22 protein-coding genes are annotated in these 24,195 nt (G+C 68.7%); 8 read left to right on the top strand and 14 right to left on the bottom strand.

Annotated features, from left to right (window positions below; translation table 11 throughout):
* Positions 1 to 8: 8 nt before the first annotated feature.
* A complete protein-coding gene (gene tsaD / locus J0J06_RS11250) occupies positions 9 to 1,043 on the top strand; it encodes a tRNA (adenosine(37)-N6)-threonylcarbamoyltransferase complex transferase subunit TsaD (protein ID WP_294041961.1) in 1,035 nt (344 codons plus the stop codon).
* Positions 1,044 to 1,053: 10 nt separating this feature from the next.
* Positions 1,054 to 2,031, top strand: a complete 978-nt coding sequence (locus J0J06_RS11245; protein WP_294041959.1) for an NAD(P)H-dependent glycerol-3-phosphate dehydrogenase — start codon at positions 1,054 to 1,056, stop codon at positions 2,029 to 2,031.
* Here the strand turns inward: J0J06_RS11245 and J0J06_RS11240 are convergent.
* From J0J06_RS11240 to J0J06_RS11205, 8 genes are all read right to left on the bottom strand, one after another.
* Positions 2,028 to 2,771, bottom strand: a complete 744-nt coding sequence (locus tag J0J06_RS11240) for a methyltransferase (RefSeq protein ID WP_366931216.1) — start codon at positions 2,769 to 2,771, stop codon at positions 2,028 to 2,030. The two genes, J0J06_RS11245 and J0J06_RS11240, sit on opposite strands and share 4 nt — an antisense overlap.
* 146 nt (positions 2,772 to 2,917) lie before the next feature.
* A complete protein-coding gene (locus tag J0J06_RS11235; RefSeq protein ID WP_294041957.1) occupies positions 2,918 to 4,771 on the bottom strand; it encodes a TniQ family protein in 1,854 nt (617 codons plus the stop codon).
* Between the two features lie 23 nt (positions 4,772 to 4,794).
* The gene (locus J0J06_RS11230) at positions 4,795 to 6,576 is read right to left on the bottom strand and encodes a TniQ family protein (protein ID WP_294042493.1); all 1,782 of its coding nucleotides are present in this window, start codon (positions 6,574 to 6,576) and stop codon (positions 4,795 to 4,797) included.
* 20 nt (positions 6,577 to 6,596) lie between these two features.
* Positions 6,597 to 7,748 carry a TniB family NTP-binding protein gene (locus J0J06_RS11225; protein WP_294041955.1) on the bottom strand — a complete coding sequence of 384 codons (1,152 nt, stop codon included), beginning with the start codon at positions 7,746 to 7,748 and terminating at the stop codon, positions 6,597 to 6,599.
* Positions 7,745 to 9,991, bottom strand: coding sequence for a Mu transposase C-terminal domain-containing protein (locus tag J0J06_RS11220; protein WP_294041953.1), 2,247 nt, complete (start codon positions 9,989 to 9,991; stop codon positions 7,745 to 7,747). Before J0J06_RS11220 ends, J0J06_RS11225 begins: the two co-directional genes overlap by 4 nt.
* A gap of 3 nt (positions 9,992 to 9,994) precedes the next feature.
* A complete protein-coding gene (locus J0J06_RS11215) occupies positions 9,995 to 10,657 on the bottom strand; it encodes a TnsA endonuclease N-terminal domain-containing protein (RefSeq protein ID WP_294041951.1) in 663 nt (220 codons plus the stop codon).
* Between the two features lie 13 nt (positions 10,658 to 10,670).
* Positions 10,671 to 11,429 (bottom strand): hypothetical protein, encoded by a 759-nt coding sequence (locus J0J06_RS11210; protein ID WP_294041949.1) that lies wholly within the window; start codon positions 11,427 to 11,429, stop codon positions 10,671 to 10,673.
* Positions 11,430 to 11,452: 23 nt separating this feature from the next.
* Positions 11,453 to 11,848, bottom strand: a complete 396-nt coding sequence (locus tag J0J06_RS11205) for a hypothetical protein (protein ID WP_294041947.1) — start codon at positions 11,846 to 11,848, stop codon at positions 11,453 to 11,455.
* A 174-nt stretch (positions 11,849 to 12,022) separates the two neighbouring features.
* Here J0J06_RS11205 and J0J06_RS11200 point away from each other — a divergent pair, with 174 nt between their 5' ends.
* Positions 12,023 to 13,120 carry a hypothetical protein gene (locus tag J0J06_RS11200; protein ID WP_294041945.1) on the top strand — a complete coding sequence of 366 codons (1,098 nt, stop codon included), beginning with the start codon at positions 12,023 to 12,025 and terminating at the stop codon, positions 13,118 to 13,120.
* A gap of 48 nt (positions 13,121 to 13,168) precedes the next feature.
* Complete coding sequence (locus J0J06_RS11195) at positions 13,169 to 14,011, top strand: hypothetical protein (protein ID WP_294041943.1); 843 nt, start codon at positions 13,169 to 13,171, stop codon at positions 14,009 to 14,011.
* 15 nt (positions 14,012 to 14,026) lie between these two features.
* Here J0J06_RS11195 and J0J06_RS11190 read toward each other — a convergent pair whose 3' ends face one another.
* The 3 genes from J0J06_RS11190 to cueR all read right to left on the bottom strand — a co-directional run bounded on the left by J0J06_RS11190 (position 14,027) and on the right by cueR (position 16,159).
* Positions 14,027 to 14,929, bottom strand: coding sequence for a 3'-5' exonuclease (locus tag J0J06_RS11190; protein WP_294041941.1), 903 nt, complete (start codon positions 14,927 to 14,929; stop codon positions 14,027 to 14,029).
* 10 nt (positions 14,930 to 14,939) lie between these two features.
* Positions 14,940 to 15,563, bottom strand: coding sequence for a hypothetical protein (locus J0J06_RS11185; protein WP_294041940.1), 624 nt, complete (start codon positions 15,561 to 15,563; stop codon positions 14,940 to 14,942).
* A 206-nt stretch (positions 15,564 to 15,769) separates the two neighbouring features.
* Positions 15,770 to 16,159, bottom strand: coding sequence for a Cu(I)-responsive transcriptional regulator (gene cueR / locus J0J06_RS11180; protein ID WP_294042492.1), 390 nt, complete (start codon positions 16,157 to 16,159; stop codon positions 15,770 to 15,772).
* A 108-nt stretch (positions 16,160 to 16,267) separates the two neighbouring features.
* Between cueR and J0J06_RS11175 the strand changes: the two genes are divergently transcribed.
* The 4 genes from J0J06_RS11175 to J0J06_RS11160 all read left to right on the top strand — a co-directional run bounded on the left by J0J06_RS11175 (position 16,268) and on the right by J0J06_RS11160 (position 21,304).
* The gene (locus tag J0J06_RS11175; RefSeq protein ID WP_294041938.1) at positions 16,268 to 17,353 is read left to right on the top strand and encodes a hypothetical protein; all 1,086 of its coding nucleotides are present in this window, start codon (positions 16,268 to 16,270) and stop codon (positions 17,351 to 17,353) included.
* Complete coding sequence (locus J0J06_RS11170; RefSeq protein ID WP_294041937.1) at positions 17,343 to 19,667, top strand: hypothetical protein; 2,325 nt, start codon at positions 17,343 to 17,345, stop codon at positions 19,665 to 19,667. Before J0J06_RS11175 ends, J0J06_RS11170 begins: the two co-directional genes overlap by 11 nt.
* A 193-nt stretch (positions 19,668 to 19,860) precedes the next feature.
* Positions 19,861 to 20,487, top strand: coding sequence for a hypothetical protein (locus tag J0J06_RS11165; protein ID WP_294041935.1), 627 nt, complete (start codon positions 19,861 to 19,863; stop codon positions 20,485 to 20,487).
* Between the two features lie 139 nt (positions 20,488 to 20,626).
* The gene (locus tag J0J06_RS11160; RefSeq protein WP_294041933.1) at positions 20,627 to 21,304 is read left to right on the top strand and encodes a hypothetical protein; all 678 of its coding nucleotides are present in this window, start codon (positions 20,627 to 20,629) and stop codon (positions 21,302 to 21,304) included.
* On the opposite strand, the gene J0J06_RS11155 is transcribed toward J0J06_RS11160, so the two are convergent.
* Genes J0J06_RS11155 through J0J06_RS11145 form a run of 3 tightly spaced genes read right to left on the bottom strand, consistent with a single transcriptional unit; the run spans position 21,301 to position 24,121 of the window.
* Entirely contained in the window at positions 21,301 to 22,455 is a 1,155-nt protein-coding gene (locus J0J06_RS11155) for a hypothetical protein (protein ID WP_294041931.1), read from the bottom strand. The two genes, J0J06_RS11160 and J0J06_RS11155, sit on opposite strands and share 4 nt — an antisense overlap.
* Positions 22,452 to 23,408, bottom strand: coding sequence for a hypothetical protein (locus J0J06_RS11150; RefSeq protein WP_294041929.1), 957 nt, complete (start codon positions 23,406 to 23,408; stop codon positions 22,452 to 22,454). Before J0J06_RS11150 ends, J0J06_RS11155 begins: the two co-directional genes overlap by 4 nt.
* Positions 23,405 to 24,121, bottom strand: a complete 717-nt coding sequence (locus J0J06_RS11145; protein ID WP_294041927.1) for a hypothetical protein — start codon at positions 24,119 to 24,121, stop codon at positions 23,405 to 23,407. Before J0J06_RS11145 ends, J0J06_RS11150 begins: the two co-directional genes overlap by 4 nt.
* Between the last annotated feature and the right edge of the window lie 74 nt (positions 24,122 to 24,195).

Raw genomic sequence — 24,195 nt, 5'->3', positions numbered from 1 at the left:
AGGCCTAGATGGAAGCCATGCTCATCCTGGGCCTCGAATCCTCGTGCGACGAAACCGCGGCGGCGCTGGTCACCGGCGACCGGCGAATCCTGGCGCACAAGCTGGCGGGACAGGAAGCGGCGCATGCGCCCTATGGCGGGGTCGTGCCGGAGATTGCAGCCCGCGCGCATGTCGAGGTGCTGGAGCCGCTGATCGCCGCCGCGCTCGACGAAGCAGGCGTGACACTGGCGGAGGTCGATGCGATCGCCGCGACCGCCGGGCCGGGGCTGATCGGCGGCGTGATGGTCGGGCTGGTGACGGGCAAGGCGCTGGCGCACGCGGCGGGCAAGCCGCTGGTCGCGGTCAATCACCTCGAAGGGCATGCGCTCAGCCCCCGGCTGGCCGATCCCGATCTCGAGTTCCCCTATCTGCTGCTGCTGGTGTCGGGCGGGCATTGCCAGTTGCTGCTGGTCGAGGGCGTCGGTCGCTATGGCCGGCTCGCGACGACGATCGACGATGCCGCGGGCGAAGCGTTCGACAAGACCGCCAAGATCCTGGGCCTCGGTTTCCCCGGCGGCCCGGCGGTCGAGCGCGCGGCGGCGGTGGGCCAGCCGATCGTCCCGCTGCCGCGGCCCTTGCTCGGATCGCCCGAGCCGCATTTCTCGTTCGCTGGACTCAAGAGCGCGGTGTTGCGCGCACACGAAGCGGGGACGTGGTCGAAGGAGGATATTGCCGCGAGTTTCCAGCAAGCGGCGGTGGAGTGCCTGGTCGATCGTACCCGGCGGCAACTGGGCGAGGTTGATGCGACCGCCTTGGTCGTCGCGGGCGGCGTGGCGGCCAACACGGCGGTGCGATCGGCGCTCGAGGCGCTGGCGGGCGACTATGGACTGCCGTTCAGCGTCCCGCCGCAATGGCTCTGCACCGACAATGCTGCGATGATCGGCTGGGCGGGAGCGGAGCGTTTCGCCGCCGGGCTGACCGACCCGCTCGATGTCGCCGCGCGCCCGCGCTGGCCGCTCGATCCCGACGCCGAAAAGGTGCGCGGCGCGGGCGTGAAGGCGTGAAGATCAGCTCATGAAGATCGGAGTCATCGGCGGCGGGGCGTGGGGCACGGCGCTGGCGCAAGTCGCGGCGCAGGGGGCCGCACCCGTATTGCTATGGGCGCGCGAGCCGGAAGTGGTGCAGTCGATCAACCACCGCCACGTCAACGACCTGTTCCTGTCGAGCGTGCCGCTGTCGCCGACGATCAGGGCGACCGGCGATCTCGATGAATTGCGTGGCGTCGATGCGGTGCTGGTGGTCGCGCCGGCGCAGCATGTGCGCGGCGTGCTGGAGATGGCGGATTTCGGCGCGACTCCCCTGGTGCTGTGCGCCAAGGGGATCGAGGCGGGGACGCGTATGCTGGTCGGCGAAGTGGCCCGAGAGGTGCAGCCAAGGGCGTCGATCGCGGTATTGTCCGGTCCGACCTTCGCGCATGAAGTGGCGGCGGGGCTGCCGACCGCGGTGACGCTGGCGTGCGAGGATGCGGCGCTGGGGGCGGCGCTGGCCAAGCGGATCGCGGCCCCGACCTTCCGCACTTATGCATCGGACGACGTGACCGGCGCGGAAATCGGCGGCGCGGTCAAGAACGTGCTCGCGATCGGATGCGGCGTGGTCGAGGGCGCGCGGCTGGGGCAGAATGCGCGCGCCGCGCTGATCGCGCGCGGCTTTGCGGAAATGACGCGGTTCGGGCTGGCGCGCGGCGCGCGGTCGGAGACGATGGCGGGGCTGTCGGGACTCGGCGACCTCGTCCTGACCTGTTCGTCGACCAGCAGCCGCAACTTCTCGCTTGGCGTCGGGCTGGGGGAGGGCCGGTCGGCGCGCGAGCTATTGGCCGACCGCCATACCGTCGCGGAGGGCGCGTTCACCGCACCCGTGTTGCGCGAGGCCGCCGCCGAGGCGGGCGTCGACATGCCGGTGTGCGAGGCGGTCTGCCAGTTGCTCGACGGCGCGCCGGTCGCCGACGTGATCGGCGCGCTGCTCGTCCGCCCCTTGCGCGAGGAGCGCGGTTAGGACGGTTTGCGGAACTTATAGACGAACTGGTCGGTGACGCCGCGGATCTTGGGATCGAAAATCTTGAGCGTGTGATCGTCCTTGGGGTCGGCCAATACCCTAGACTCGCCAACGAACACGAATCCCGCGGCGAGTACTTGCTTCTTGACGATCGCCGGGTCGATGCGGTGCAGCGTCTCGGTGTCGCGCAGACCCGATCCCGCCGCCGCCACGTGATCGATCACCAAATAGATGCCGCCTGGTTTCAGCGCCTTGAAGACTGCGGCATTGAAGGCCTTGATCGCGACTTCGCCGCCGCCTTTGTTGGGAACATCGTGATAGTTCTGCACGGTCCAGACGAGATCGACGGGCTTGTCGACGGTCAGGATTGCGGGATCGACCGCCGCCGACACGTTGGCGAGGCCGCGCGCTTCGAGCGCCGGCTTGGCCTTTTCGGCATAGCCGGCCGAAGCGGCGGGCCACACGGCCCAGACATGCCCCGTCGGCCCCACCACGCCAGTGAAGATCCGCGTCCAATACCCGGCGCCGGGGATGAGATCGACGACGGTCTGGCCGGGTTTCAGTCCGGCGAACGCAATCACTTCGGCGGCCTTGCGACGCTCGTCGTCCTTGGCCTGATCGGCGCGTGCCGGGTCGGCAATCGCCTTGGTGATGGCGGGGGAGACGGCCTGCTTCGCGACGATCGCGGTCGGTACCGCCAGCGCGGCGCTCGCCGCCAAAACCATGCTCCACCGCATCATCCGTCTCCCTTTATGTTGTCAGTGTTCACGAAACCAATTGTCTGCGGAGCCGGCTCACACAGAATCAACAGGTTAGCGCAAAAGTGGAATCAATTGGCTGTTCCCGCTGAAACCAATAGCCTGCCGAAACCATCATTTTGAAACCATTATACTGCCGATCTCTCCAGGCAATAGGCGAGAACGGCCGTGATCGCCTCGGGACGAGGAAAAAGACGAGTATATTTTAAAGGTAGCAACGGTTCGAGGCCGGAATCGCGCAGGACCCAACGTATCCCGCGAAGGCCGTTGTGCAGGGGGTGGATCGCCGCCAGGTCCTTCAGCGTGGCATATTGCTGAGAGAAGGCATGGGCGTCGGCGTCCGCCACGAAGTTCTCCCGGCGCCAACGGGACGAGGGGATCAGCCCCTGCGCGATCAGGTGCCGGGCCGTCATCGGAGACACGCCGATCGCCCGCGCCAGATCGAACTGATCGAGTTGGGCTCCACAGCGCCGCGGCGCGGGCTTCGGCAGGTCAGCCCGCGCGACCAGCAAATCGCTGATCTGCAAGCGGCCGGCAGTGCTGCGGGTGGCGCGCAACTCACCATGGATGATGCGGTCTATCAGACAATGGAACGGGCGCCTGGACCACCTGACCGCCGCGTCGAAAACATCGGTCCACTCTAGGTCTTCAGTCGGCGGGACCAGCTTGGCCTCAATCCGGTCCAGCCACTCGTCGAGCTCGACCCGAAAGAAGTATTTCACGTGATGCCGCTCGGAATACCAGACGGGCATCACGAAACGTGCGCCCACCATCCTCGAGAAGAAGGTATGGGACAGTCCGATATAGGGGGCGGCTTCAGTCGCAGCGAGCAGCGCACCGGCAGCGCGACCGACATTCTTGGCATCCTGCCGCCAACCCCGTTCAGGAAGCGCGCTGGGCAGGATGCGCTCGAAACGCTGCCGCTCCGGCACCGTCAGCGGTATGCGGGTGTAGATCCTGTAGCTCGGATGCTGGCCATGATCGCCATAACTGGGGCGCTTCAGGGGATCGTTGCGGCGCAGATGTTCCCGCAACACCTCATCGATCACCTTCCGGATCGGGTTGAAGTGACTGCCGAGCCACGCGCCGAACGGGTGCCCATATAGCGATGACATCGAAGCACGGCGCCCTGGTGGGGCTTGGCTCGCGAGGTCGTCTAAAAGGACCTCAATCGACCGCGAGCCGTCACGGCAACATTCAAGGCCTCGACTGACGATCAGGCCCAGTTGGCTCGGGGCCATGTCAGGGCTTTCATTCCTCTCGTCGCGCACTCCGACATTCCCGGCGTCGATGCCGAACACCGCGCTCGCACCGAGCCGACTCATGACCGAGAAGGCCTGGGCTAGGCCGACTGCGTCGAGTGTGGCGCACGGGATCCGCTCGCCGATGCCGATGCGGCCGGTGAGGTAGTCGCTCCCCGCCATCGCCGTCTCGTCCAGCGGCACTGCCTCCGCATCCCACAGCCATGCACCGCAGTCGTGCCGATGCATCGGAAGGCTGTCCCGACCGATGCTCTCCCCGCATCCTGGACAGCGTTCGATCATGGCGCACCGGTGTTCCGGGCATGCGTAGAAGATCGATATCGACCACCACGACCGATGATACGGCCCGTTGGAACGCGGTTCATCGGGCTCCAGGCGCCGAAGGTCGTCCTGAAGGCACATCGGGCAGAACCTGCGCCATCGCGACCTGACTTTAACGATGGATATCGTCGTGTCGCGGTATTGAACGATGCCATGTCGGTCCGTCGGGCGCTGTGACCACTGCTCCAATTCCTGCCGGTCCGCTCCGGCGAAAGCCGCCAAACGGGCTATCGACGGTGGGTCGAACACTGCCACTTCCGGCAGCGACATCCACTTCGTGAACTCCTGAAGGCTAGCGCATCCCAAACGATCGGCGGACCGGAGCGCCAGTTCGCGCGCACCTTCGAAAGGCTTGTGCCTGATCCGCAGCGCGGCGCGATCGGGAGCGGCGGAGGCCAACGACCGGCCAGTCGAACCCGTCGTCACGACCTGCCGGCACCCGGCAAGTCAGCCAGCAGCACCCCCCTCGCGATCGTGCGGTCGTAGAACAGCTGGCGGAAGGCGGGAGGGAACAACGTGGGGGCGAGCCCGGCGCCCCGCAGCCTGGCCACGACGGACCGCGGGGACGTTCCGAACTCACCCGCCAGATCCCGCGGCGTTGCGTTTGCGCGTGTGAAGTCCAGCAGTCCCTGGGGAGTGACTGCGCCCACCGGACCCACCAAGCCAGCGCGCACCAGCGCCGATGCGGCCTCGGGATGGATGACCAGCCTCCTCGCGACACCCCCAACGGTCAGCGGGTCGGGATCGCGCAGGGCCTTCATCTCGCGGCATGAGACGACGACCGAGGTCAGGCGCCCCTTCTCGCCGCGGAGACCAACGGGCGTCAGGACCCCCGACGAGATGGCCTGGCAGACGTCGACGAGCGAGAGGGAGAAGTTGCGACACGCGGTGGGCAGCGGCAGGCAGGACGTCGGCGTCCTCGACACGGCCGGGACTCCCACGGCGAGGGACGCGACCCAAGCAACCAGCCGCTCGACGTCGTAGAGCGCGCCGGATCCCAGTCGCCCAGCCTCCTCGTCGGGCGCGACGAGCCCGGCGGCGACGAGCGAGCGGAACTGGCTTCGGCCGATGCCGAGCAGCGCGGCCGCCGTCCGTGCATCCACGAGCGACGCCAGTCGGCGCGCAAGTTCGCGAGCCGCATCCCGATCGATGGCGAAGTTGACGCCGCGACGGGAGCCCGCCGGCACGAGCCCCGCCCGGGCCGCGATGCGGCGGGTGCGGTCGTGTCCCATGCCGAGGATCTCCGACGCCTCGCCGAGGGTCACCGCATTCTCGGATGCCTGCAGCTCGTCGGTCGCGATGATGCCGCGCCCCGCGGCGTGGCGGAGGAGCGCATCGCGAAGGATCCCCCCGCTGTGGTCGCCGCCGGGCGGCGCCAGCCAGCTGCGGTAGGTCCATCCGTATGAGGCCATCAGTCCCACGGCATCGCCACCTGCGCCCGTGACTACATCGTCCAGGATCCTGGGAAACGCCGTCTCGAACGTGCGCGCGGTTTGGAAGCCGTCCGCGGTCAGGCGGACCAGATCGGCCCCGGCGACGTCCGGGCGGGATGTGGCGAAGCCCAACCCGCATTCACCGAGCCGACCCATTGCCGCCGCGGCTCGACCGAGGGTGAGCCCATCGAGCAGCGGGACGGCCTCTCGGGATCCACCCTCCAGGCGGGCGAGAAGATACGCGTCGCCGTCGCAGCGGGGCAGTTCCCCTCCATGGTCCAGCCAGAGCGGCGCGCCGCACCTGCAGATGTCGATCGACGGCGATCGCCAGTCCACCTGCTTGCCACACGATTGGCAGGTGTTGGTCAGGAGCGAGCGGTGCGTCGGGCACGACAGCACCATGGAGGCGTCCCACCAAGTCCGGTGCCATGCGGCATATCGCTCGGACAGACCCGTGGCACGGGCTGCCGACCGGTCCTCCGCCAGGCAGCGCGGGCAGCGCCGCCGCGGCGAAACCGACAGATCACCGCGTCCCAGCGTCTCGCCCATCAGCGTCAGCTGGCCCGGCCTAGACCCGCGGCTCGCGGTGGACCGCGATAGGGTCGCTGCATCGACGCCGACGGCGCTCGCGAACCGGTCGAGCCCGTCCCCCCGGGCGAGCGCCGAAACTTCGATTCCGAGGTCGGCCGCGAAGGTCGCTGGGGTGAGCCTGAGCCTCGTGGCCGTGCGGGCAAGCAGTCCGTGCGCCGGTTCAGTCGAAATGGAGGGCACGCGGAGGGCGATCGTTCCGCTCACAGCGACAGACCCTGCGCGTCGCGCTTGGGCGCCCGACGGATGCCGGTCTTGCGTGAACGGTCGACGGGAGGCGCAGAGTAGCGCGCCTTCCACATCGCCTTGAACTTGGCGGCGTCGACGAGGAACGGATCGTCGCGTCCGCCGACGGGGGCGACGAAGATGTCCGGATCGTCGGCGACCAGGACCGACGCTGGGTTCTCCAACCGGAACGCCTTCGAGAGGACCTGCCTGTCGATCGCGCCCGCACCGGCCTTCAGCGCCAGCTTCAGGGCCTGCGACAGGATCTTCGTGACCAGGCCCACCGAGCCCTCCGACGCGAAGTAGAGCCGGCACGCGAGTTCCGTGTCGGTGCTGAGCGCGGCGTCGGTGCCGAACCCCATGGCGTCCTCGAGCTGGCCGAGGATGTCGAGGAACTCGAGCTGCTCGTCGGGATCGGACCAGGAGTAGGGGCGCAGTTCCACCAGCGCGTCGGTGCGCCGCTTCAGCGCCTTCGACGTGCGCAGCTCCTCGAGCGACTCCTCCCCCGCCATGGCGATCGGGACGCCGCAACTGTTGAGTAGGAACTTGAGGAACTTGCCGTTGGCGCGGAGCCCGGCCTCCCCCTGCCCGTCGACGAACGAATGCGCCTCGTCCAGCATCAGCAGCCGCGTCTCGAGCTGCTGGAACTGATACCGCAGCCGGCTCGCGACGCCGTTGCGGGTGAGCCGCTTCGGCACGGGTGCGCCGACGGCGCGCATAATCTCCACCACCGTCTGCTTCGGATTGGCGAAGTCCGGCACGTCCAGCCTGACGACCGGCCGACGGTCACCGTAGCGACCCGAAGTGTCGACCTGCATCTCCGGCAGAGCCTGGATGCTGGTAAGGACGTGGCTCTTCCCGGTGCCCGCAGGGCCGACGATCATGACGCAATACTGGGTGAGCGCGCCGCCGCCCGGAGGCGCGTCCTCGAGACCATCCTCGGAGAAATCGAACGGCACGTCGTCCTCCGCCGTATCGGCGGGCGGGCCCGCATGCGGCCCGGCGGGCAGCGCCGCCGGCCGCCGCAGCTCGAGGTCCAGGATCGCGTCCTGGGCGGCCACGAACTGCGGGTGCCGAATGACCAGCGTCTCCAGCCGCAGGATGCGCGCCTTAATGTCGTCCTTCGTCACGATCCGACCCTTTCCGCCCGCCGCGCGGCGAGCCTCGCCTGGACGTCCGCCGCGGCCTTCTGGGCGGGAGTGGTGATGAGCGCAGGGGCAGACTGGTGCATGAGGCGCGGAGCGCCGCCGCCGAGCGGATTGCCGGACCCGTCGACTAGCGCCGGGACGGGCGTCGCCAAACCAGGAAGGAGCAGCGGTGCAGGCTGCGAGAACGTGATGAGGCCACCGCTGTCGGTGCCGCCGGTGACGACGGGAAGGTAGGGCTGCAGGGGAGCGGGGAAAAGGCGGATCGGCGTCAGGAACGCGCCCTGCTCCAAGTAGCGCGCGAGCTTGACCTGTGCAGTCTTGGTGCGGCCCTGCCTGCCCCGCCCGATGATGAGATCCCGATCGGCCTGGGCGGCGGCGCGGGCGCGCTCGAGGCCGTCCTCCGTCACCACGCCCCCGCGCGCCATCTCGCCGGCAAGCTGGGCATGGAAGGTATGCTGCCACGCGGTCGTGCCGTTCGCGATGTCCGGCCGGGTGCACCACAGCGTGAGCCATTCCCCGGTGACGTGGTCCAGCAGGTCCACGCCCGCGAGGTCGTATGGATCGTAACGCACCTCATACCAGTCGACGTCGGATCCGTGGCGATCGCGGATGGCTCCCAATCCCGGTCCGTTGTAGTTCAGGCCGTGCACGCGGATGCCCATGTGCGAGACGCGGCGGCGCACGCTCACGCCGAGCAGGCGACGCAGGCCGCCGGTGGAATCGACCGGCGTGACGCCGAAGTTCAGATCGACCTGCGACTGCCAGAAGTCGTTCGGCGCCATCTGCCCGTCGAGGCCGGAATGCCCGTTGGGGTGATAGTCGCGGGCGATCCACGTCACGATGTCGCGACGGAACTCGGCGTAGCCTACGCTGGCGTTCTTCCGGCCGTCATACTCCTTCAGGTCCCACGAGATGAGGCCATCCCGGTAATCGTAGGCCTGGAGAGCGAAGCGCTTGAACAAAGATTCGATCCGGCCCTTGAGCCACGGGCTGAAGCCCGGAAGGTTCGCGATCTCGAAGTGGAGAAGCTGCGCCGAGCGCCGGGCGGGATGGCTGATGAAGTCCATGCCGCGGTCGGTGTAGGCCCAGTCCCACTTGCCGTGCTGGGACCATTCCAGTCCCGGATAGGCGGTCATGTCCTTGGGCCACAGCGCGTGCGCGATGCACCGCGACAGCGTCGCCCACGACGGTGGTAGGAAGGAGACGTGGCAGCCCAGGATGCACCGGGTTAGCCGATCCATGATCATCGTGATCCAGGGACGGCCGAGCAGGACGCCGCTGGCGTCGTCGACGACGTTGAGGTTGGCGAGCGTGTGGTCGATCTCGACCTGCTGCAGCAGCCAGTCGGGGTCTGGCACGTATTCGTTGATCCGGCACGCCTCGTCAGCGGCCCGCTGGCCCTGCTGCGACTTGAGGGTCTGCCTGCGGTCGGCCGCGGCGCGGACCTTCTTGGCGAAGGTCACCCGGCTGGGCACCGGCTGCCCGACGCGTTGCAGCTCGCGCTCCAGCAGCCGGTGATAGGCCGCGAGGTTTCGGATCGGACCCTTCTCGAGCGCGCGCGCAATGAACTCGCCCATGACGGCCTCGACCTCGGGAGTGAGATGGGAGCCGCGATAGCCCTTGCGATCATCGTAGGAGACGAGCGCGAGCACACTCTGGCCCATCTCGAGATAGCGGGCGATCCATTCGGATGTCGTCCGCGCGCACGGCGCCGTCATCGCCTGCGGCTCCTGCGGGCCGGCGCCGGGCTCGATCGGAAGGCCCGCGGCCCGCCGCGCATCGAAAGTCGCACGGGCGGCCTGCCGGTCCTCCTCGGCCCACTTCTCCCGGTGCTCGTCGAGCACGGCACCCGGCACGTCGAGGAGCACGGTGCCCACGGGTTCGCGCGCGCGGATGGCCTTCAGGCAGGCCTTGACGATCACCTCGCGCCGCAGCGCGCGACGCTGGCGGTCGGGGGATTGCGCGTCCCACGCCATCCTCATGCGCTGGCGCCGCGCCTCGTCGAAGTGCGCGGCGTCGAAGGGCTTATACTCGAGCCGCCCGGCGAGATAGACCTCGAGGATGTCGTCGGCGCCATGGAAACGGCGCTCGCCCGGCTCGTCGTTCGGCTCGAGGAGGTATCCGTCGCGACGGCGCTCGCGGACCGTCCACCAGCGCTTGCCGCCATGGACATCGGTGATGACGATGGTGTGGTTCAGGCCGAACCGGAGCGGCGCGCTGCTCATGGCCTATGCCAGCCGCATCATGGTGTCGAAGCCGATCGCCATACCGAGATCGACATGGCACCGCCGCGCCGCCGCAAGGGCGAGCGCGGCATAGTGCCCCGCCGGTCCGAGGCCTGATTCGCGCGGCACCTCCGATAGCGGCAAGGCGCCGCGGCGGCTCAGCAGGTCCGCTACGGCGGCGAGGTCATCCGCGCGGGAACGGCGGAACGCGTGGCGCAGGAGGTTGGCGTTCCTGAGACGGACGGGGTCGCTATACCAGCGGTCCGTCACGATCTCGAAGTCCGCACTGCGCTCGGCGCAGGCCCGCCGGATGGGATCGACCCTGCCGTCGAGGTCGGGCTTTTCGATCAGCTTCTCGTCGGGCTTGACCTCGCGGTAGGTGACGCGGCCATCCCTCCACCAGATCTGCACGTCGGGCGTATAGGTCCCGCCGTCGTCGAGATGCATCCGCTCGGGCTGCGTCCTGAAGCCGGCGACGTCGTGGCTCACGTCGAGAATGATGGCCGTCCGCATCTCCCCCAGGCTTTCGAAGACATGGCACACCGAATCCCGGACCGAGATAAGCTCACCGGTGATGGACCTGGCGTTGCGGCGCGTGCGCGGATCGCGGACGGGATCGTAGCGGACGCCGTAGGCCAGCTCGTCCAGACAGCTGTCGTCGGGCATGACGAAGGCGAGTTCAGAAGACATCGTCGGACGCCAGGTGGATCATGCTGTCGTCGCTGAACTCGTGCTCCTCGGGCGACCAGAGCTTGCCTTCGCGGATGAGGTGACGGACCGCCGCCTCGACCGCACACCGCGAGCCGAGCGCGGACACCAGGTATCCGAACGACAGGGCGGGGCCGCGCCTGTTGAAGATTCCCAGCACGGATTGCGCGTCATCCAGTAGCTGCGCGAGCCGGGCCCGCCGGCGGAAGGCAGGGCGGCCCGTTTCGGAACGGGCGGCGACAACCTGCCGCACCGGCGCCGCATCCCTGCCGCGGGCACGGACCCGCTTCGCCTCCGTCGCGCGCCATACGCCCATCGGCGTCGTCGATGCGGCGCACGGGAAGCTGACCTCGGCCCTCGCGTCGAGCCAGCCCTGATCCCCCTCAACCCGAACTGAACCCGAGAGCGTGATCAGCGGCCTGCCGAGCGGCGAGCCGTTCGCGTCCACCACGATCAGGTCGATGGGAACCTGTCGGTTGAACGTCCAGCGCACCTCACGGTGCCGGTCGAACCACCGCTGGATCGCTGCCATTCGCCGGCGCACTGCGTCATAGGACACATACGGCAGTCCTGCTTCGCGGAGCTCCCTGAGCGCCCGGTCATGCGCCCGCTTGGAGCATGCCCGCATCGGGGGGAGGAACTCGGTGCCGATCGCGTGCGCGAGCACCCTCTCGACCCGCTCGCCGAACCGGCCGCCGAGGAAAGTGCACCCGTCGAATCTCAACGCCATCCGTCGTCTCCCAAGCGCCGCGGCTACCGGCGGGCCTCGATGAGCGAAGCGTCGGTCAGGTAGCCGGGCGTCGCGACGCGGACCGCCCCGCGCCCGAGGAGCGCGAGCACCGCGAACCGCGCCGCGACGCGGGAACCGAGCGACGCCACGACCGCACCGAACGTCACCGGCCCCTCGGAACATGAAACGAGCGCGAGGACGACGACGGCGGCGACGGAGTCAACGGCGCTCATTATGGCGTGTGCCGCCAGCGGGTCGAGCACGTCCGATCCCGGCCTGGCCGCCGCCGCCGACATCGCCGTGCGTGCGAGCTCGAACGACAGCGGTCGGCCGATCCTTCTGACTTCGACCGGCCTCGATCCGTCCATCGTCGGTTTCGCGTCCCTCCGCCGGGTCGCCACCCGCTCCCTGACCATCATTCCAATTATACTCCTGGACTCGTTGCAAGCGAACGTGACAGTAACAAGAGAGGAAAAGTCATGCCTTGTCAATCCCATTCCGACCACGTTCCTTCGTGGCAGCGTGCATTGAGGCGCTTCTTGCTGCCACACGAACGATCGCCTATCGTCGCCCGCGATGATGCAGGGGCGTTCATGACGACCGACGGCGAGGACTGGCGGGGCGATCCGCGCTGGCTCGAGCTGACGCTGGAAAAGCGCGCCGCGGCGCTGAAGCGGATGGACGTCATTAAGCGCTACCTCGCGCTCGAGAGCCGTTCCGCGGCAAAGGCCGATGATTGCGCGGCCGAACTGGGCATCGGCCGCTCGCGGTTCTACGGCCTGTGCAAGCTGTGGGAGCGGACGGCATCGCCCGTCCCGCTGGCGCCCTACAGCGAACCGGTCGTGCCGAAGCGGCCCTCGGTCAAGGCCGAACGCGCCGCGGAGATCGAGACCAGGATCGGAAGCGCGCTCGGCTCGACCCGCGACCGGACCCCGAACGTCATCGTCGACGCGGTGGCCCGCGGCTGGGGCGACAAGACCAAGCCGCCGGCGCGCGAAACGCTGCGGCGCTTCGTGCTGCAGGCCATAGCCAAGGAGGAGGCCGGCGACGGCGAGCTGCTCCGCCGCGAGGCGAACGAGGTGGCCCGCGGCTTCGGCGAGGTCATCATCTTCGACCATTGCCTGGTCGATATATTCGCGGAGGACGGGCCCAACCCCACGCGTCCCACCCTTACTCTGGCGATCGACCTGTTCACCGGCGCGCCGATCGGCCACGCCGTCGCACTGGCACCGCCGAATGCGGAAATGATAGTCGCTGCCATCGCCGACGCGACGCTGCGGTCGGCGAACCTCTCCGGTGTGCCGGTCCGGCCGCGGATCGTTTTCGGATCCAGCTATTCGGCCGACTGGACACGGCTATTCAGGCGGTTCAAGTCGTCGGGCATCGTGGTGTCGGGACGCCGGTCGCCCGAGTTGCCCTTCGGCGCCCCCACTGCGCGGCTCGTCGGGCCGCGCCTCGGCAGGCTGCGCCTGCTCGCGCGTGCCGGGCACGAAGAGGATGGCTCCACGGCCGGCTTCGATCCGGCGACACACCCGGTGCTAACCCTCGAGCAGGCGCGGACCGTGATCGTCACCAACATCGCCACGGTGCTGACCGAACGTCTGGGCGATGCCGGCGGCTGCCCCCTACACTTCGACCTCGTCGACGAAGTCGAGGAAATGGCCGAGGGCCAGCACCAGAGCGGCAACTGACCGCGCCGCATTAACGCGATATTCGGCGATCACGACTAGCGTCTACGGATGCCGCAACATCCCGAAGTCGAATGGCTACTCGACCTGCTCCCTCCGCACAGGCGCGGAGAGGTGGCGGCGGCGATCGCCGGCGCCGGCATAACGAGGCTGCCGCCGATGATCTCGGGATGCGCGATCCATCAAGGATACCTGATCGACGTCGACCAGCGGCGTATCATCGTCCCCGATGCCTTCGGGCCCAAGCGTCGCGCCAGGCGCCTGCAGGAATTCGCCGATGCCCTGCGGGTGGGCCGCGGCGCCGAGATCCGTGAATGCCTTATAGCGATCGACGGCCGCGTCCAGTGGGACCCGCCCGCCTGGGCATGGCGCTGCTCGCGGGTGCTCCGCGATGCGCTGGCGATGGCAGGTATGCCGGCGGAGGACATGCTCGACCGCGCGCGCTGGGCACCGACGAACAGTAACGCGCTGCCGATAGACATCCACATCAAGGACCCGCCGACCGGTCGCCCCAAGAGGGTCGCGTCGCTCAGCGTCGAGCGCCCGCCGATCGGCGACCTGCTGCGCGCCACCATCGACCTGGGCGGTGGTGTCATCTACCGCGAGGGCGGCGACGACACGTTCCTGTCGACCCGGCACGAGATCGTGGCGCGCGGCCACCGGATCGCCGCCACGCTTTCGGTCGCGCTGAGCGGAAGGCAGGTTTCGTCGCTCATAGCCCACCCGCTGCTCGCCAGACCCGAATACGCCATACGTAAGGCATGGACGGGGCGGAACTACACGCGGGCCATCATCGACGTGCCCGAGTGCTCGCTGGCCCGCCTGCCGGGCAGGTTCGCGGCGATCCTACCCGAGCACGACCGATCGGATCTCGCCGCATCGCCATGGCGGTGAGGTCAGTCCGCAGCGTCATTGAAGACGGCGGTATCGGCTGCCGGCGTCGATCCGGTCGATGACCGGACCCGGCGCGCGGGGCCGATGGTCCGGCGAATACACCTGCAGCCGCAGCCACTCGCGCTCGTCGTCGAGCAGCTCGTCCACGACCTCGCGCATCCACTCGCCGGAAGCGCCGTTCCAGAAATATCCCCGACTGCGAAGGGCGTCCTTGCGGTCGTAGTGCGCGCCGTGCGCCCGGACGAGCCAGCCGCCACGCTCGGCCCCGGCGATGACGTGCGACAGCACCGTCGCGCCATCGCCCAGCCGGTGACGGAGCAACTCGATCAGCGCATCGACATCGTCACCCGCCCGGTGCGCGTCGTAGAACCAGCCCGCCTGATCCAATAACCAGCGCAACGCGCGACCCTCGTATCCCGCGGCGGCCCAGTCGACTTCCTCCATGCTGCACGACCAGCGCAGGCCGGCCGCGGCAGGCAGACGTTTCTCGACGAACGGCCTGTCGAACCGACTATTGTGCGCCACGACGAGCGAGGCGGACAGCATCAGCTCGACCGCCGCGCCGTCGTCGATGGTGCAACCGGCGAGGTCGGCGTCGGAAAGCCCGGTGAGGCGTGACACGACCGGATCCAGTGGCTGGCCCGGATCCTCCAGCCATGCGAACGGCGCGTCGAGCGCGACGATCTCGCCAGCGGATGTGTATCTGAAGCGCCGCAGCGCGAGCTCGACGATCGTGTCGGCGGACGGATCGAGACCGGTCGTCTCGGTGTCGAGACAGATGCCGATCCGCGATCCCGCCGTCGGGCCGAGCGACACGCGCCGATCGGGCAGCGCGACACGCTCCAGCACCCTGAAGCGGCCATCGGCCAGCAACAGCCGCTTGGCGCGCTCAACGTCGAGCTCGTCGGAACCGTCCACCGCGCTGAACTCAGTGAACCGTGTGGCTGGTCGCGGCGACCTGGTTGAGGAGCAGCAGCAGGACCCGGCGGAACCCGACCTCGCCGTCGTCGACGAGCAGGTCGCGGATCGAGCGTCCGCCGAAGGCCGCACGGGTGTCGTGCACCCAGGCCGCCGCGAGCGCGTCCTCAACCCCCACGATCAGGCGCAGCTGCTCCACGACGATGAGGCGGCGCGCGCGCTGCGCCACGACGGGCGGGATGGCGTCGCCGCCGTTCTCGGCCGCGTGGGCGATCCACCGGTCGAGGATCTGCTCGCCGACGCCGACCACCCTGGCCGCCTCGGCGCTGTCCCAGCGCCAGTGCCACATCAGGTAGACGAGGTCGGCGAGCAGCAGCGCCCGGCGGTCGGCGACGTCATTGGCGCGGATGTAGCCGGGCGTCGTCGGTCGGTGGTCGGCGTGGGTCGAGATCCACATGTCGCCGCGCTCGAGCGACAGCTCCCCCATCGGCCGGCCGTCGCGGCAGCCCGCGACGTAGAGGAAGACGTCGGAGTAGGAATCCGCCCCGACGGCGTCCAGCGTCACGACCACGTTGGTCAGCATGTCCATGAGCTGCGGCAGGCCTTGGGCCTCCCCGGTGGCATTCTCTTGCATCGTCTTCCCTTTCGTCAGGTCCCTTCGATCGCCGGCGCGCAACAGCGCCGCCGCACAGGATCGTCCTGCGCAAGCTAAACCCTGACATGATGTCAAGGTTATGTCAAGAACGGATCGAGAACGGCGGGACTTCAGGGTCCGGACCAGCAGTTTCGAGAAGGAAGTCGGGGGCAGATAGCGACTTCACGCCGGTCCGCGTTTGCGGGCTATTCCTCCGCCAACTCATCGATGATCGGGCAATCGGGCCGCCCGTCGCCGTGACATCTGCCGGCCAGGTCGACGAGCGCGGCGCGCATGCGCTCCAAGGCCACCGCCTTGCGCCCGAGATCCGCCGCCCGGGCGAGCGCGATCGCCTTCACGTCGGCGCTCGCCCGGTCGCGGTCGTGCCACAGCGACAGCAGGTCGGCGATCTCGGTGATCGGGAAACCAAGATCGCGCGCGTTGGCGATGAAGCGCAGCCGGTGCACATCCGAATCCGAATAGTCGCGGTAGCCGCTGTCGCGACGCGGCGGTGCCGGAATCAGGGCCAGCTTCTCGTAGTGGCGGATCATCCGCTGCGAGACCCCGCTCGCCTTCGATGCCTGGCCGATGTTCATCACCTCCACTTGTATGATGGCGCCGTTCGAACGAGAAGCAGAAAACCCGGGATGGCGCGGCATGGCCCGCGACGATGCAACCGGGACGAATTGGGGGCGTGCCTTAGGATGGGGATCGGCTGGGGCCCGGGCGGCCCGACCGACAGCGTGAACAGGTTCGTGGCGCACGAGGTCCGCCGGCAGCTCGCCGGCAACCCTGTCGCGCGCCGCGCGCGCTATGCCGCCGGCCACCGCCTGCTGCGCAGCCTCATGGGCGCGCCGTTCAGCATCTTCCTCGCCCGCTACCTGATCGTCGACCTCGCCGTGCTGAATGTCGAGGCGTGGTCGCGGATCGTCGCCCCCGGCACCGCGGCGATGTCGGCGGCACGGGCGGCCCAGGTCGTCGACGTGCTCAAGACCGTGCCGAGCTACCTGCTCGGCGCGCAGATCGGCCTGCTTGGCGTGATCTCGCTGGCGTTGGCGCTCGTCACGCTGATCGCCCAGCGCGACGACGCGACCACCGACGTGAAGGTGTATTATCACGAATCGATGTTCTTCGGGATCACGGCAAGCGGGATCGCGCTGGCGGCCGTCCTGTCCATCCAGTTCCTCTGGCCGCTGCAGACCGCCCTCCACCGGCTGGGCGGCGGTTCGGCCTCGCCGGTCTTCAAGCTCGCGCTGGTGTCGGCGCACACCGCATGGTTCGTCGTCAACCTGTGGGCCGTCGCTCACTTCGTCTCGGTGACGTTCCGGTTCGTGCAGCGTTCGGCCCGTGAACGCCTGCGGGAGCGATACACCGCGAACGTGGTCGTGCCGCGGCAGCTCACCGACCGCCTCCGCCAGCAGGTCTACGGCGCGGCGGGCGGCCGGGTCGAGCCGGGAACGCCGGGCGCCTTCTTCGGCTACTCCTTCGGCACCGGCAGCGAGATAGAGATCGAGCGCGAGTTCGCGCCCAACACGATGCTTGTCGACGTGCACATGGGCGTCGTGCGGTGGGTGCTGGCCAGATGGGCGAAGCGCTGCTCGGCCGAACCGGCACCGGCTGCGGGCGCAGCGCGCTCCGGTCCGCGGATCTGGTTCACCCCCGCGCTCGACCGCTCCATGCGGGGACGGGTCGCGTGGTGCCGGCGTAACGGCGGCGTGCCGCTGACCGCGTTCGAGCGATGGGCGCTCAGCCGCGCGTTCCGTTTCGAGGAGCGCCGCGATGAGGGATGACCTGCCGACCCCCGAGCAGATCATGGAGGAGCTGGCGGACCGCGCCATCGCCCAGATCGATCGCCGCGCGCCTGTCGCCTTCGAGGGCGCGCTCGACGAGCTCGTCCGCTACCACCGCTTCCTCCTCGGTCTGCACGCGACCGAGACGGAGGAGGGGCGACCCTTCAGCTACGCCGAGGTGAGCGGGGCGGCGTGGCACGCCCCCCACATCGACTGGATCCGCCAATACCGCCGTCTGTTCGACCGCGCGGCCGAAAGGATCCCGGACGAGCAGCGATTCCTCGATGCGCTCGCCTACGTGCCCTATCGCCTGCTCGATGCCGAACCGGGCGTCCGCCTGTCCAGATCGGTCGCCGAGGGCATCCTGGACCTGCAGCCGATACTGATGCACGCGATCGAGGCGTGGGTGACCCGCCGGTCGATCCTAGAGGGCGACGCCAACGCCGTGGGCGAACGCGTCGGCCTCAGCGGTTCGGACGCGCGCGCCCTCGCCAAGGTGATGCCGGGTATGATCGGAGGGTGGGAGGCGAACCTCAACACCGCTTCGCCCGTCTACGGGTGGCAGGTCGAGGCCGACACGCCGGACGAGGAGGTGTGGTCGCGCTACGTCTCGGCCTGGCCCTTCCTGCGCCAGCACCTCGCCAACACGGCTTACTGCCTCGCGGTCGCCGTGTGGAACGGGGACAAGACCGGCGCCCGCCTGTTCCGCGAGGCGCTCGTCCGCTGGCCGGGATCGGCGCTGCTCGACGTGCAGCGCGACGGCCTCGACCGCTTCCCCTGGCTTCTGATGCCCGAACTGCTCGACGGCGGCTGGGCCGCGGCGGCCGGCCGATCGGCGAGGATGGACCACCCGTTCCTGCCGCAACCCGCGCCCGGCGGCATCTTCGCCGAGATCGTCGACGGGGCGCGGCAGGACGTGCTGCTCGTCACCGCCTCGCTGATGCTGGTCTGGTCGATCGGCGGCGGCGCCGTCGGCGACCTGGCCGCCGTCACGGCGCGCGAGCTGGTCGGCGGCGCGGGCTCGGATCCAACAGAGCCGAACGCTGGCGGCCTCGACTTCAAGACGGTCGTGGAGGGGTTGATCCGTCTCCAGCTCGTCGGCGAACGCTATCAGGACGGCACCCACGGACACTGGCTAGACAGGCTGGTCTCAAGCATGGACAACATGCGCGAGGGCGCCGTCGTGCCGGGCCGCGTCTACACGCCGACCACGATGCACGACCGCGAGCAGTTGGTCATGGGCGACATGGCGCTGATCGCCGCGCTCGCGCCCGCCGAGGGCTCGGGGGGTGTCGCCGACGACCTGGACGCAATCGCGGCGGACGAGGCCCTGCCACCGCTCGGCGACCGGTCGCTGCGCGACATGTTGATGGAGTTCGACCGCTACCGGCACATCCTCACCACCCAACCGCCGGGTCTGTCGCGCGCCGTCCTGGCGTTGGCGCCGGACGCCGACCCGGCCGCCGCCACCGCGAACCTCGTGCGCGTGATGGACGACGCCACCACGGCGATCGCCCGCCGCCGCCGCGAACGGCTGCTGGCCAAGGAGATCGACGCGCCCGCGATGGAGGAGCTGCGGACGGCCATCGAGGCCGACGTGCTCGCAGAACCCGCGATGGTGCCGGTGTTCGACGAGGTGGGCGTTTTCCTCGCCGACGAGGGGCAGGGCGACGAGCGGCGAACGCTGTTCAACGGGATCGGGAAGGGTAGGCTGGTCCGTCCGGAGATGGAGCAGGCGAGCTCCAACTGGACCGAATTCATCGCCAAGCACGCGCGCGAGGCCGCGGGCGGCTACGCGTTCGCCGTGTTCGCAAGGATGCCGAAGGAATTGGTCGAGGCGGACGGCGAACTCGACGATCCGGCGTTCTGGCGCGCGATGACTGACCTCGTGCGCCGCGTCGGCGGCAGGCCGGTCCTCATCGTCGCGCACCAGGACTCGATCGACCGGCTCGGACGGCTGCGCTTCGGGCGCGACGACCCGCTCGCGGGGTTCTCGGTCTCCTACCAGCGGACGCCTCGCGAGCGCGGGCGCCATGTCGTGACGATCGAGGGTGTCGAGGTGTTCGCGGCGGACATCCCGCGCGGCACCGCGTGGCTGACCTCGGCGCGGCACCTGCGGCGCATCGGCTACGCACCCGTCACCGGCGGTCGTGTCAGCTTGGCCTACCAACCGGACGATGGTGACGAGCCGACCGTCGGCAGTCTCGTCGTCGGCTTCCGCCAGGTGCTGGAATGGGGCGACGGACCAGTGCTTGAACTACGCCTCGGGCCGATCGAGCGCGAAGCCGACACGGCGGCGCCAGAAGAGGCATGATGGAGCGGTCGCGCGGGGATCTCACCCCCAGCGCGGCCTCGCCGGCGGCATTGCTTCGCGCGCACCATCGCGCGACCAACCGACGGGCGCGCCGGTTCCAGGGATATTGGATTGCAGTGGTTGCCAGCGGCAACAGGAGGAAAAAAGGCTTCTGAACGTCGATGGCCAGACATGACCATCGAGGAACAGGAAAATGCTTCAGGACCGCATCGACAACGACGAACAGTATCGCATCTTGATCGACCACCGGAACCCGCTGCGCATCGTGCTCGCCAGTCAGGCGATGCTCGAGACCGACGGACCCGTGGAACCGCTCTGGCACCGCGAGGCCGGCGACGCGCGCTCGATGGACGCGCTGCTGCGCTGGGTGGCGATCCGCCGCGACCGCTGGCGGGAATGGGGGCAGCTAGCCGAGAGCCTGGGCCGACCCGCATTCTACGCGCACATGCGCGAGCGCATGGAGATTGAGCCCCCGGCCGAGTGCATCGGCACGATGGTGACCCGCATGGACGATGAACACGAGATCGCGATCTCGGAATCCATGCATGGTCCGCAGGGACTGTTCTATCAGCCCCTATACGTGCACCGCTTCAAATCGGCGGACGCGCGCGACCGCTTCTACGAATGGCTCTATTCCGACGACAACATCCATGCCGTCGATGCGCTCGCCCGGCTCGGCTACGCCGACGGCGCGATAGCGCTCGGCAAGGCGCTCGACCGTCTCGCGGAACCCCGCCCCGCCGGAAACCGCGCCGAGCGGCGGCGTCGCGCCAAGGCAGAGGCGAAGGCCGGACGCCGGCAGCCATCCACCGTGGCGTGAGGCAAAAGGCGCGGTCGCTCGACGGTGACCGCGCCGCCACCTGCACATCCTAAGGCCAGCGCATATCCCCCTTTCTGGGAATAGCGGGGCCGAAAGGGATGTGCCTCTTCTCGCCGCGGCAAGCGTGAAAGGACCAATCATGAAGCATGCTCCAACGACCCGGTCGGTCGCTTCACACAACCACGCGCCGACCTGCGACACGGAACATCCCACCGACCCGTGCGGTCGTCCGACCGCGCTGACCCGCAGGTCGATATTGGTCGGCTTGGCATCGGCGCCTGCCGTGGCGGCGATCGCGGCTCCCGCCGCTGGCAGCCTTGTCGGCCAAGCAACGGCCAATGGCGATGGTATCCCCAGGTTGGCGCGAAACCGAGAACAGCGCGCGCTCAGCCGGTTCCGCTACCACAACGCCGAAGGCTTCTTCCTCGGCCTGGACCCGGCGGTCAGCATGCGACCGAGCGACCGGCTGTATCGCGCCGGGATCGTGTTCCAGCTCGCGCTCAGCTCGCATCTGCTCGATGTGGGTTTCGATGACGAGTGGTGCCGCGGGAACATCGGGCTCGACGTCGGCAAGGCGCTTCGCCTGGCGAATGCCACGGGACTTGGAGCAACGGACGAGCAGATCGACCGCCTGGCGACCGCGATGTCGCCATACTCTAAGTGGCGCGACCCGGCTTCAACGAATCCGAACGCTGACGAGACCACGATGGCGGCGATCGCGCGCATGACGTCGCGACGGTTGCTTGACCACGTAAGAGAGGCGACCGGCCATCCTCGTCGCGCCCTTCGCGGGCGTCGCTCGGCGTCGAGCGGCTAGGCGACGCGAAAAGGGTCCTCAAGAGGCGGCCGTCCAGCCACCAGGTCGTCGTAACGGCTTGCCTTGGCGACCCGGCCGAACAGCCGGGCGAGCTCGGGCTCCTTCTGGATCACGCGACGAAAGTCCTCATGGGTTCGCTTATCGACATAGAGTTCGTCCGTGTAGGCGGCGAGCACCGCCAGGTGCTCGTCGTGCATGTCGCTGCCAAGGCGCAGCGCCCGCTTCTGGCCGTGCCTGCGCAGCGCCTGCCCGATCCGCCAGCTCGGCAGCGCCTCCATGCGCACCCGCTTCAACCGCTCGAACGGGAGATTGGTCTTCTCGGCGACGACGCGCAGGTGAGACCGGAACGTGCCGAGTCGGGAAAGCTCGGCGATCGTGCATTCGTCGCGCACCTCGTCGGCATCGACGCCCTGTCCGGCGTAGGTCGCGACGATCATGTCGCGCACCGGCATGTCGTCGGCCGGCGCCAGTTCGAGCACCCGCGCCATGAAGTCGTCGGCCATCGCCCGCGCCTCCTCGACGCTGCGCCTGGGATCGGCCTCCACCGCCTCGCGCACCGCCTTCGCGTGGATCCCGGCCATCGCGGCCCGCCACTCCTCCGGCGGCCGGCGGCTCTTCCTGGCGAGTTCGCCGACGGTCTGGCTCTCGTCCATCGTGCGCATGCCACTCAACGCCGTCACCATGCCCAGGTGCGGCCGCCGCTGCAGCATCACCGGCCGCGCCACGCCCCATACCCAGCCTTCGCTGCCCACCGCCTCGACCGCGGGGCCGGTGCGCATCATCATCGACCGCACATGGTCGCGGACCGCCACGACATCGGCGCATCCGGCATCGGACGCGATCGCCTCGGCCGCGATTATGTCGGTGATCGCGCCGATCCCGTCACGCTCATCCGGTAAGCGCATCCATGCGATCATCGGAACGGCCTGGAGGTATGTCACGCGTGCTCGCGCATTCGCCGTGCTGTCGACGCACAGCAGTTCCTCGAGATGGTGCCACGACAGGAAGGGCACCTTCCCCGCGTCCAGCAGCCGCTCATGGAAGTGTCGCGCCGCGTATCGCTTCGCCGGATCGGAACCCAATGCGGCGTCGATCCAGTTCGCCCAGTGCGACGTGTCGGGTGCGACGACGCGGGGGCGGATCAGGCTCATCGCTCGTTGTTGTCCTCCTCGTAACCGTCCCACTCGTCCTGCGACTGGGTGTAATATTCCGCGGCGTCATACACCTGGGTGCTGGTGTAACGGTCCGCCAGGCCGACCACGGCGAGCCGCGACAAGCCACCGATCTTCAAGCCGCAAGCGATGCACTCGAAATGGCCCGGCAGGTATTCCTGCCTCTCGACGATCTCGTCGTCGTTGAGCTTGCGCACCGGTGCCGACACCGGGGCGCCGACCACCAACGCCGGCGATCCGCAGGCCGGACACTGGACCCGATGGCCCGACTGGCGGGTGGCCCACAGCTCGGCCTGCGCGAGCAGCAGGGCGCGTTCGTCGGCCCCCTTGGCCTGCCAGACCTTGCTGTGCGCCTCGACGTCGCCCTTCACCGCTTTGGCGCTCTCGTCCGCGGCGGCAGCCATCAACGACTCCGCCACCTTCGCCTCGTCGGCGCCGACGAACTCCTCGAGCGTAAGGCCCATCGACGAGAGCAGCGCAGCACACGTCTGATAGAACCGCGGCTGCCAGGACGAGCCCTTCCAGCCGTCGAACGCCGTCTCGCCGGAGTGCAGCTCGGCGTTCCGGCGACCGGTGAACTGGAGTCCAAATCCCTCGTGCTCCGCGGAGAAGTCGGGCAGCATGGCCGCCAGGCGCCGGAAGACCTCGGCAACGGCGATGGACCGGGGCGAGAACTTCTTCTCGATCGGTTCGAAGCCCAATGCGCTGACGAGATTCGACCCGGCCTTGTCCGGCTCGGCGAGCAATGCGGGGTGGATGTTTGCGAGCGCCGCGCGCGCCAGCAGCTCAAGCGCCAAGCTCGACCATAGCGCATGATCCCATTCGTCGCTGTCGAGGCCATGCACCTGCTGAATGTAGCGCTCGGCCTTGTCGTAGAGCGCCTGGGGGTCCCACGTGGCCGCAAGGGCGCTCGGCTCAACCGTCTGCTTCAATGCAACCTCCCAAGGTAGACCCGATCCAGGCACCGGTCCTCGCGACCCGCGGCCACCGGGGGACGCGAATGCAGCATCCGCCAGTTGTCGATGACCAGCGTGTCGCCGGCGTCGACCATCGCCACTTCCATCGGCATCGCCGATTCCAGCTCCTCGCCAACCTTCCCGAACGCGAAAGCGCCGATCCGGCTCGCCGGCTTCAGGAACACCTCGTCCCAGCGAAGGAGGTCGCAATCGCCGGTCACAGGCTGCCATAACCGCAGCAAGCGCATCTCCCCCGAACGGGGCCGGCGCGGCCGGACGACAGAGCGGCGTAGGATGTCGAGGGACACCGCGTCGATGATAGAGCGCCCGTCAAGCAGCAGGGTCGGGACATCGGCGTAACCCTTCACGCAGCGGAGCACGAGATATCGCGGTGGAAGTCGCCAATGCGCGAGATCGGTGTGGAAGGGGAAGCGGCCCAGACCAAACAGGCCACTATAGGTGTTGGGCGTCGACGCCTCGCGCGGCACAAGCCGCTGCACGACCGTCCCGCCCCAAGGTGCGATCGGCTCGCCAAGGGCGGCGGCCACCGACGTGACGTCGTCATCCCCTGCGTGTCGCGGCAGGAACACGTAGCCATTCGCCTCGAGTGTCGAGATCAATGCCACCCGCGCCGGTCTAGCGTCGGCGCTGCGCCATCCAGTCAGCCCCTCGGCCTCACCAGTCATCATGTTCGGTCGGGTCGAATCGGGGCGCAGATGACCTCGGTCACGAACGCCTTCGGGATGAAGCGCGCATCGATAGT

The organism is Sphingomonas sp. (assembly GCF_017304615.1).
In the GTDB taxonomy this organism is placed as follows: domain Bacteria; phylum Pseudomonadota; class Alphaproteobacteria; order Sphingomonadales; family Sphingomonadaceae; genus Sphingomonas.
This window is presented reverse-complemented; position numbering and strand designations above follow the sequence as displayed.

What these genes read in the sequence shown, in the direction of transcription:
- J0J06_RS11185 (WP_294041940.1), bottom strand. Translation starts at nt 15,563, where the DNA reads ATGCAAGAGAATGCCACCGGGGAGGCCCAAGGCCTGCCGCAGCTCATG.
- J0J06_RS11160 (WP_294041933.1), top strand. Translation starts at nt 20,627, where the DNA reads ATGAAGCATGCTCCAACGACCCGGTCGGTCGCTTCACACAACCACGCG.
- J0J06_RS11245 (WP_294041959.1), top strand. Translation starts at nt 1,054, where the DNA reads ATGAAGATCGGAGTCATCGGCGGCGGGGCGTGGGGCACGGCGCTGGCG.
- J0J06_RS11240 (WP_366931216.1), bottom strand. Translation starts at nt 2,771, where the DNA reads ATGATGCGGTGGAGCATGGTTTTGGCGGCGAGCGCCGCGCTGGCGGTA.
- J0J06_RS11220 (WP_294041953.1), bottom strand. Translation starts at nt 9,991, where the DNA reads ATGAGCAGCGCGCCGCTCCGGTTCGGCCTGAACCACACCATCGTCATC.
- J0J06_RS11165 (WP_294041935.1), top strand. Translation starts at nt 19,861, where the DNA reads ATGCTTCAGGACCGCATCGACAACGACGAACAGTATCGCATCTTGATC.
- J0J06_RS11200 (WP_294041945.1), top strand. Translation starts at nt 12,023, where the DNA reads ATGACGACCGACGGCGAGGACTGGCGGGGCGATCCGCGCTGGCTCGAG.
- J0J06_RS11175 (WP_294041938.1), top strand. Translation starts at nt 16,268, where the DNA reads ATGGGGATCGGCTGGGGCCCGGGCGGCCCGACCGACAGCGTGAACAGG.
- tsaD (WP_294041961.1), top strand. Translation starts at nt 9, where the DNA reads ATGGAAGCCATGCTCATCCTGGGCCTCGAATCCTCGTGCGACGAAACC.
- J0J06_RS11215 (WP_294041951.1), bottom strand. Translation starts at nt 10,657, where the DNA reads ATGCCCGACGACAGCTGTCTGGACGAGCTGGCCTACGGCGTCCGCTAC.
- J0J06_RS11195 (WP_294041943.1), top strand. Translation starts at nt 13,169, where the DNA reads ATGCCGCAACATCCCGAAGTCGAATGGCTACTCGACCTGCTCCCTCCG.
- J0J06_RS11210 (WP_294041949.1), bottom strand. Translation starts at nt 11,429, where the DNA reads ATGGCGTTGAGATTCGACGGGTGCACTTTCCTCGGCGGCCGGTTCGGC.
- J0J06_RS11155 (WP_294041931.1), bottom strand. Translation starts at nt 22,455, where the DNA reads ATGAGCCTGATCCGCCCCCGCGTCGTCGCACCCGACACGTCGCACTGG.
- J0J06_RS11205 (WP_294041947.1), bottom strand. Translation starts at nt 11,848, where the DNA reads ATGATGGTCAGGGAGCGGGTGGCGACCCGGCGGAGGGACGCGAAACCG.
- J0J06_RS11170 (WP_294041937.1), top strand. Translation starts at nt 17,343, where the DNA reads ATGAGGGATGACCTGCCGACCCCCGAGCAGATCATGGAGGAGCTGGCG.
- J0J06_RS11145 (WP_294041927.1), bottom strand. Translation starts at nt 24,121, where the DNA reads ATGATGACTGGTGAGGCCGAGGGGCTGACTGGATGGCGCAGCGCCGAC.
- cueR (WP_294042492.1), bottom strand. Translation starts at nt 16,159, where the DNA reads ATGAACATCGGCCAGGCATCGAAGGCGAGCGGGGTCTCGCAGCGGATG.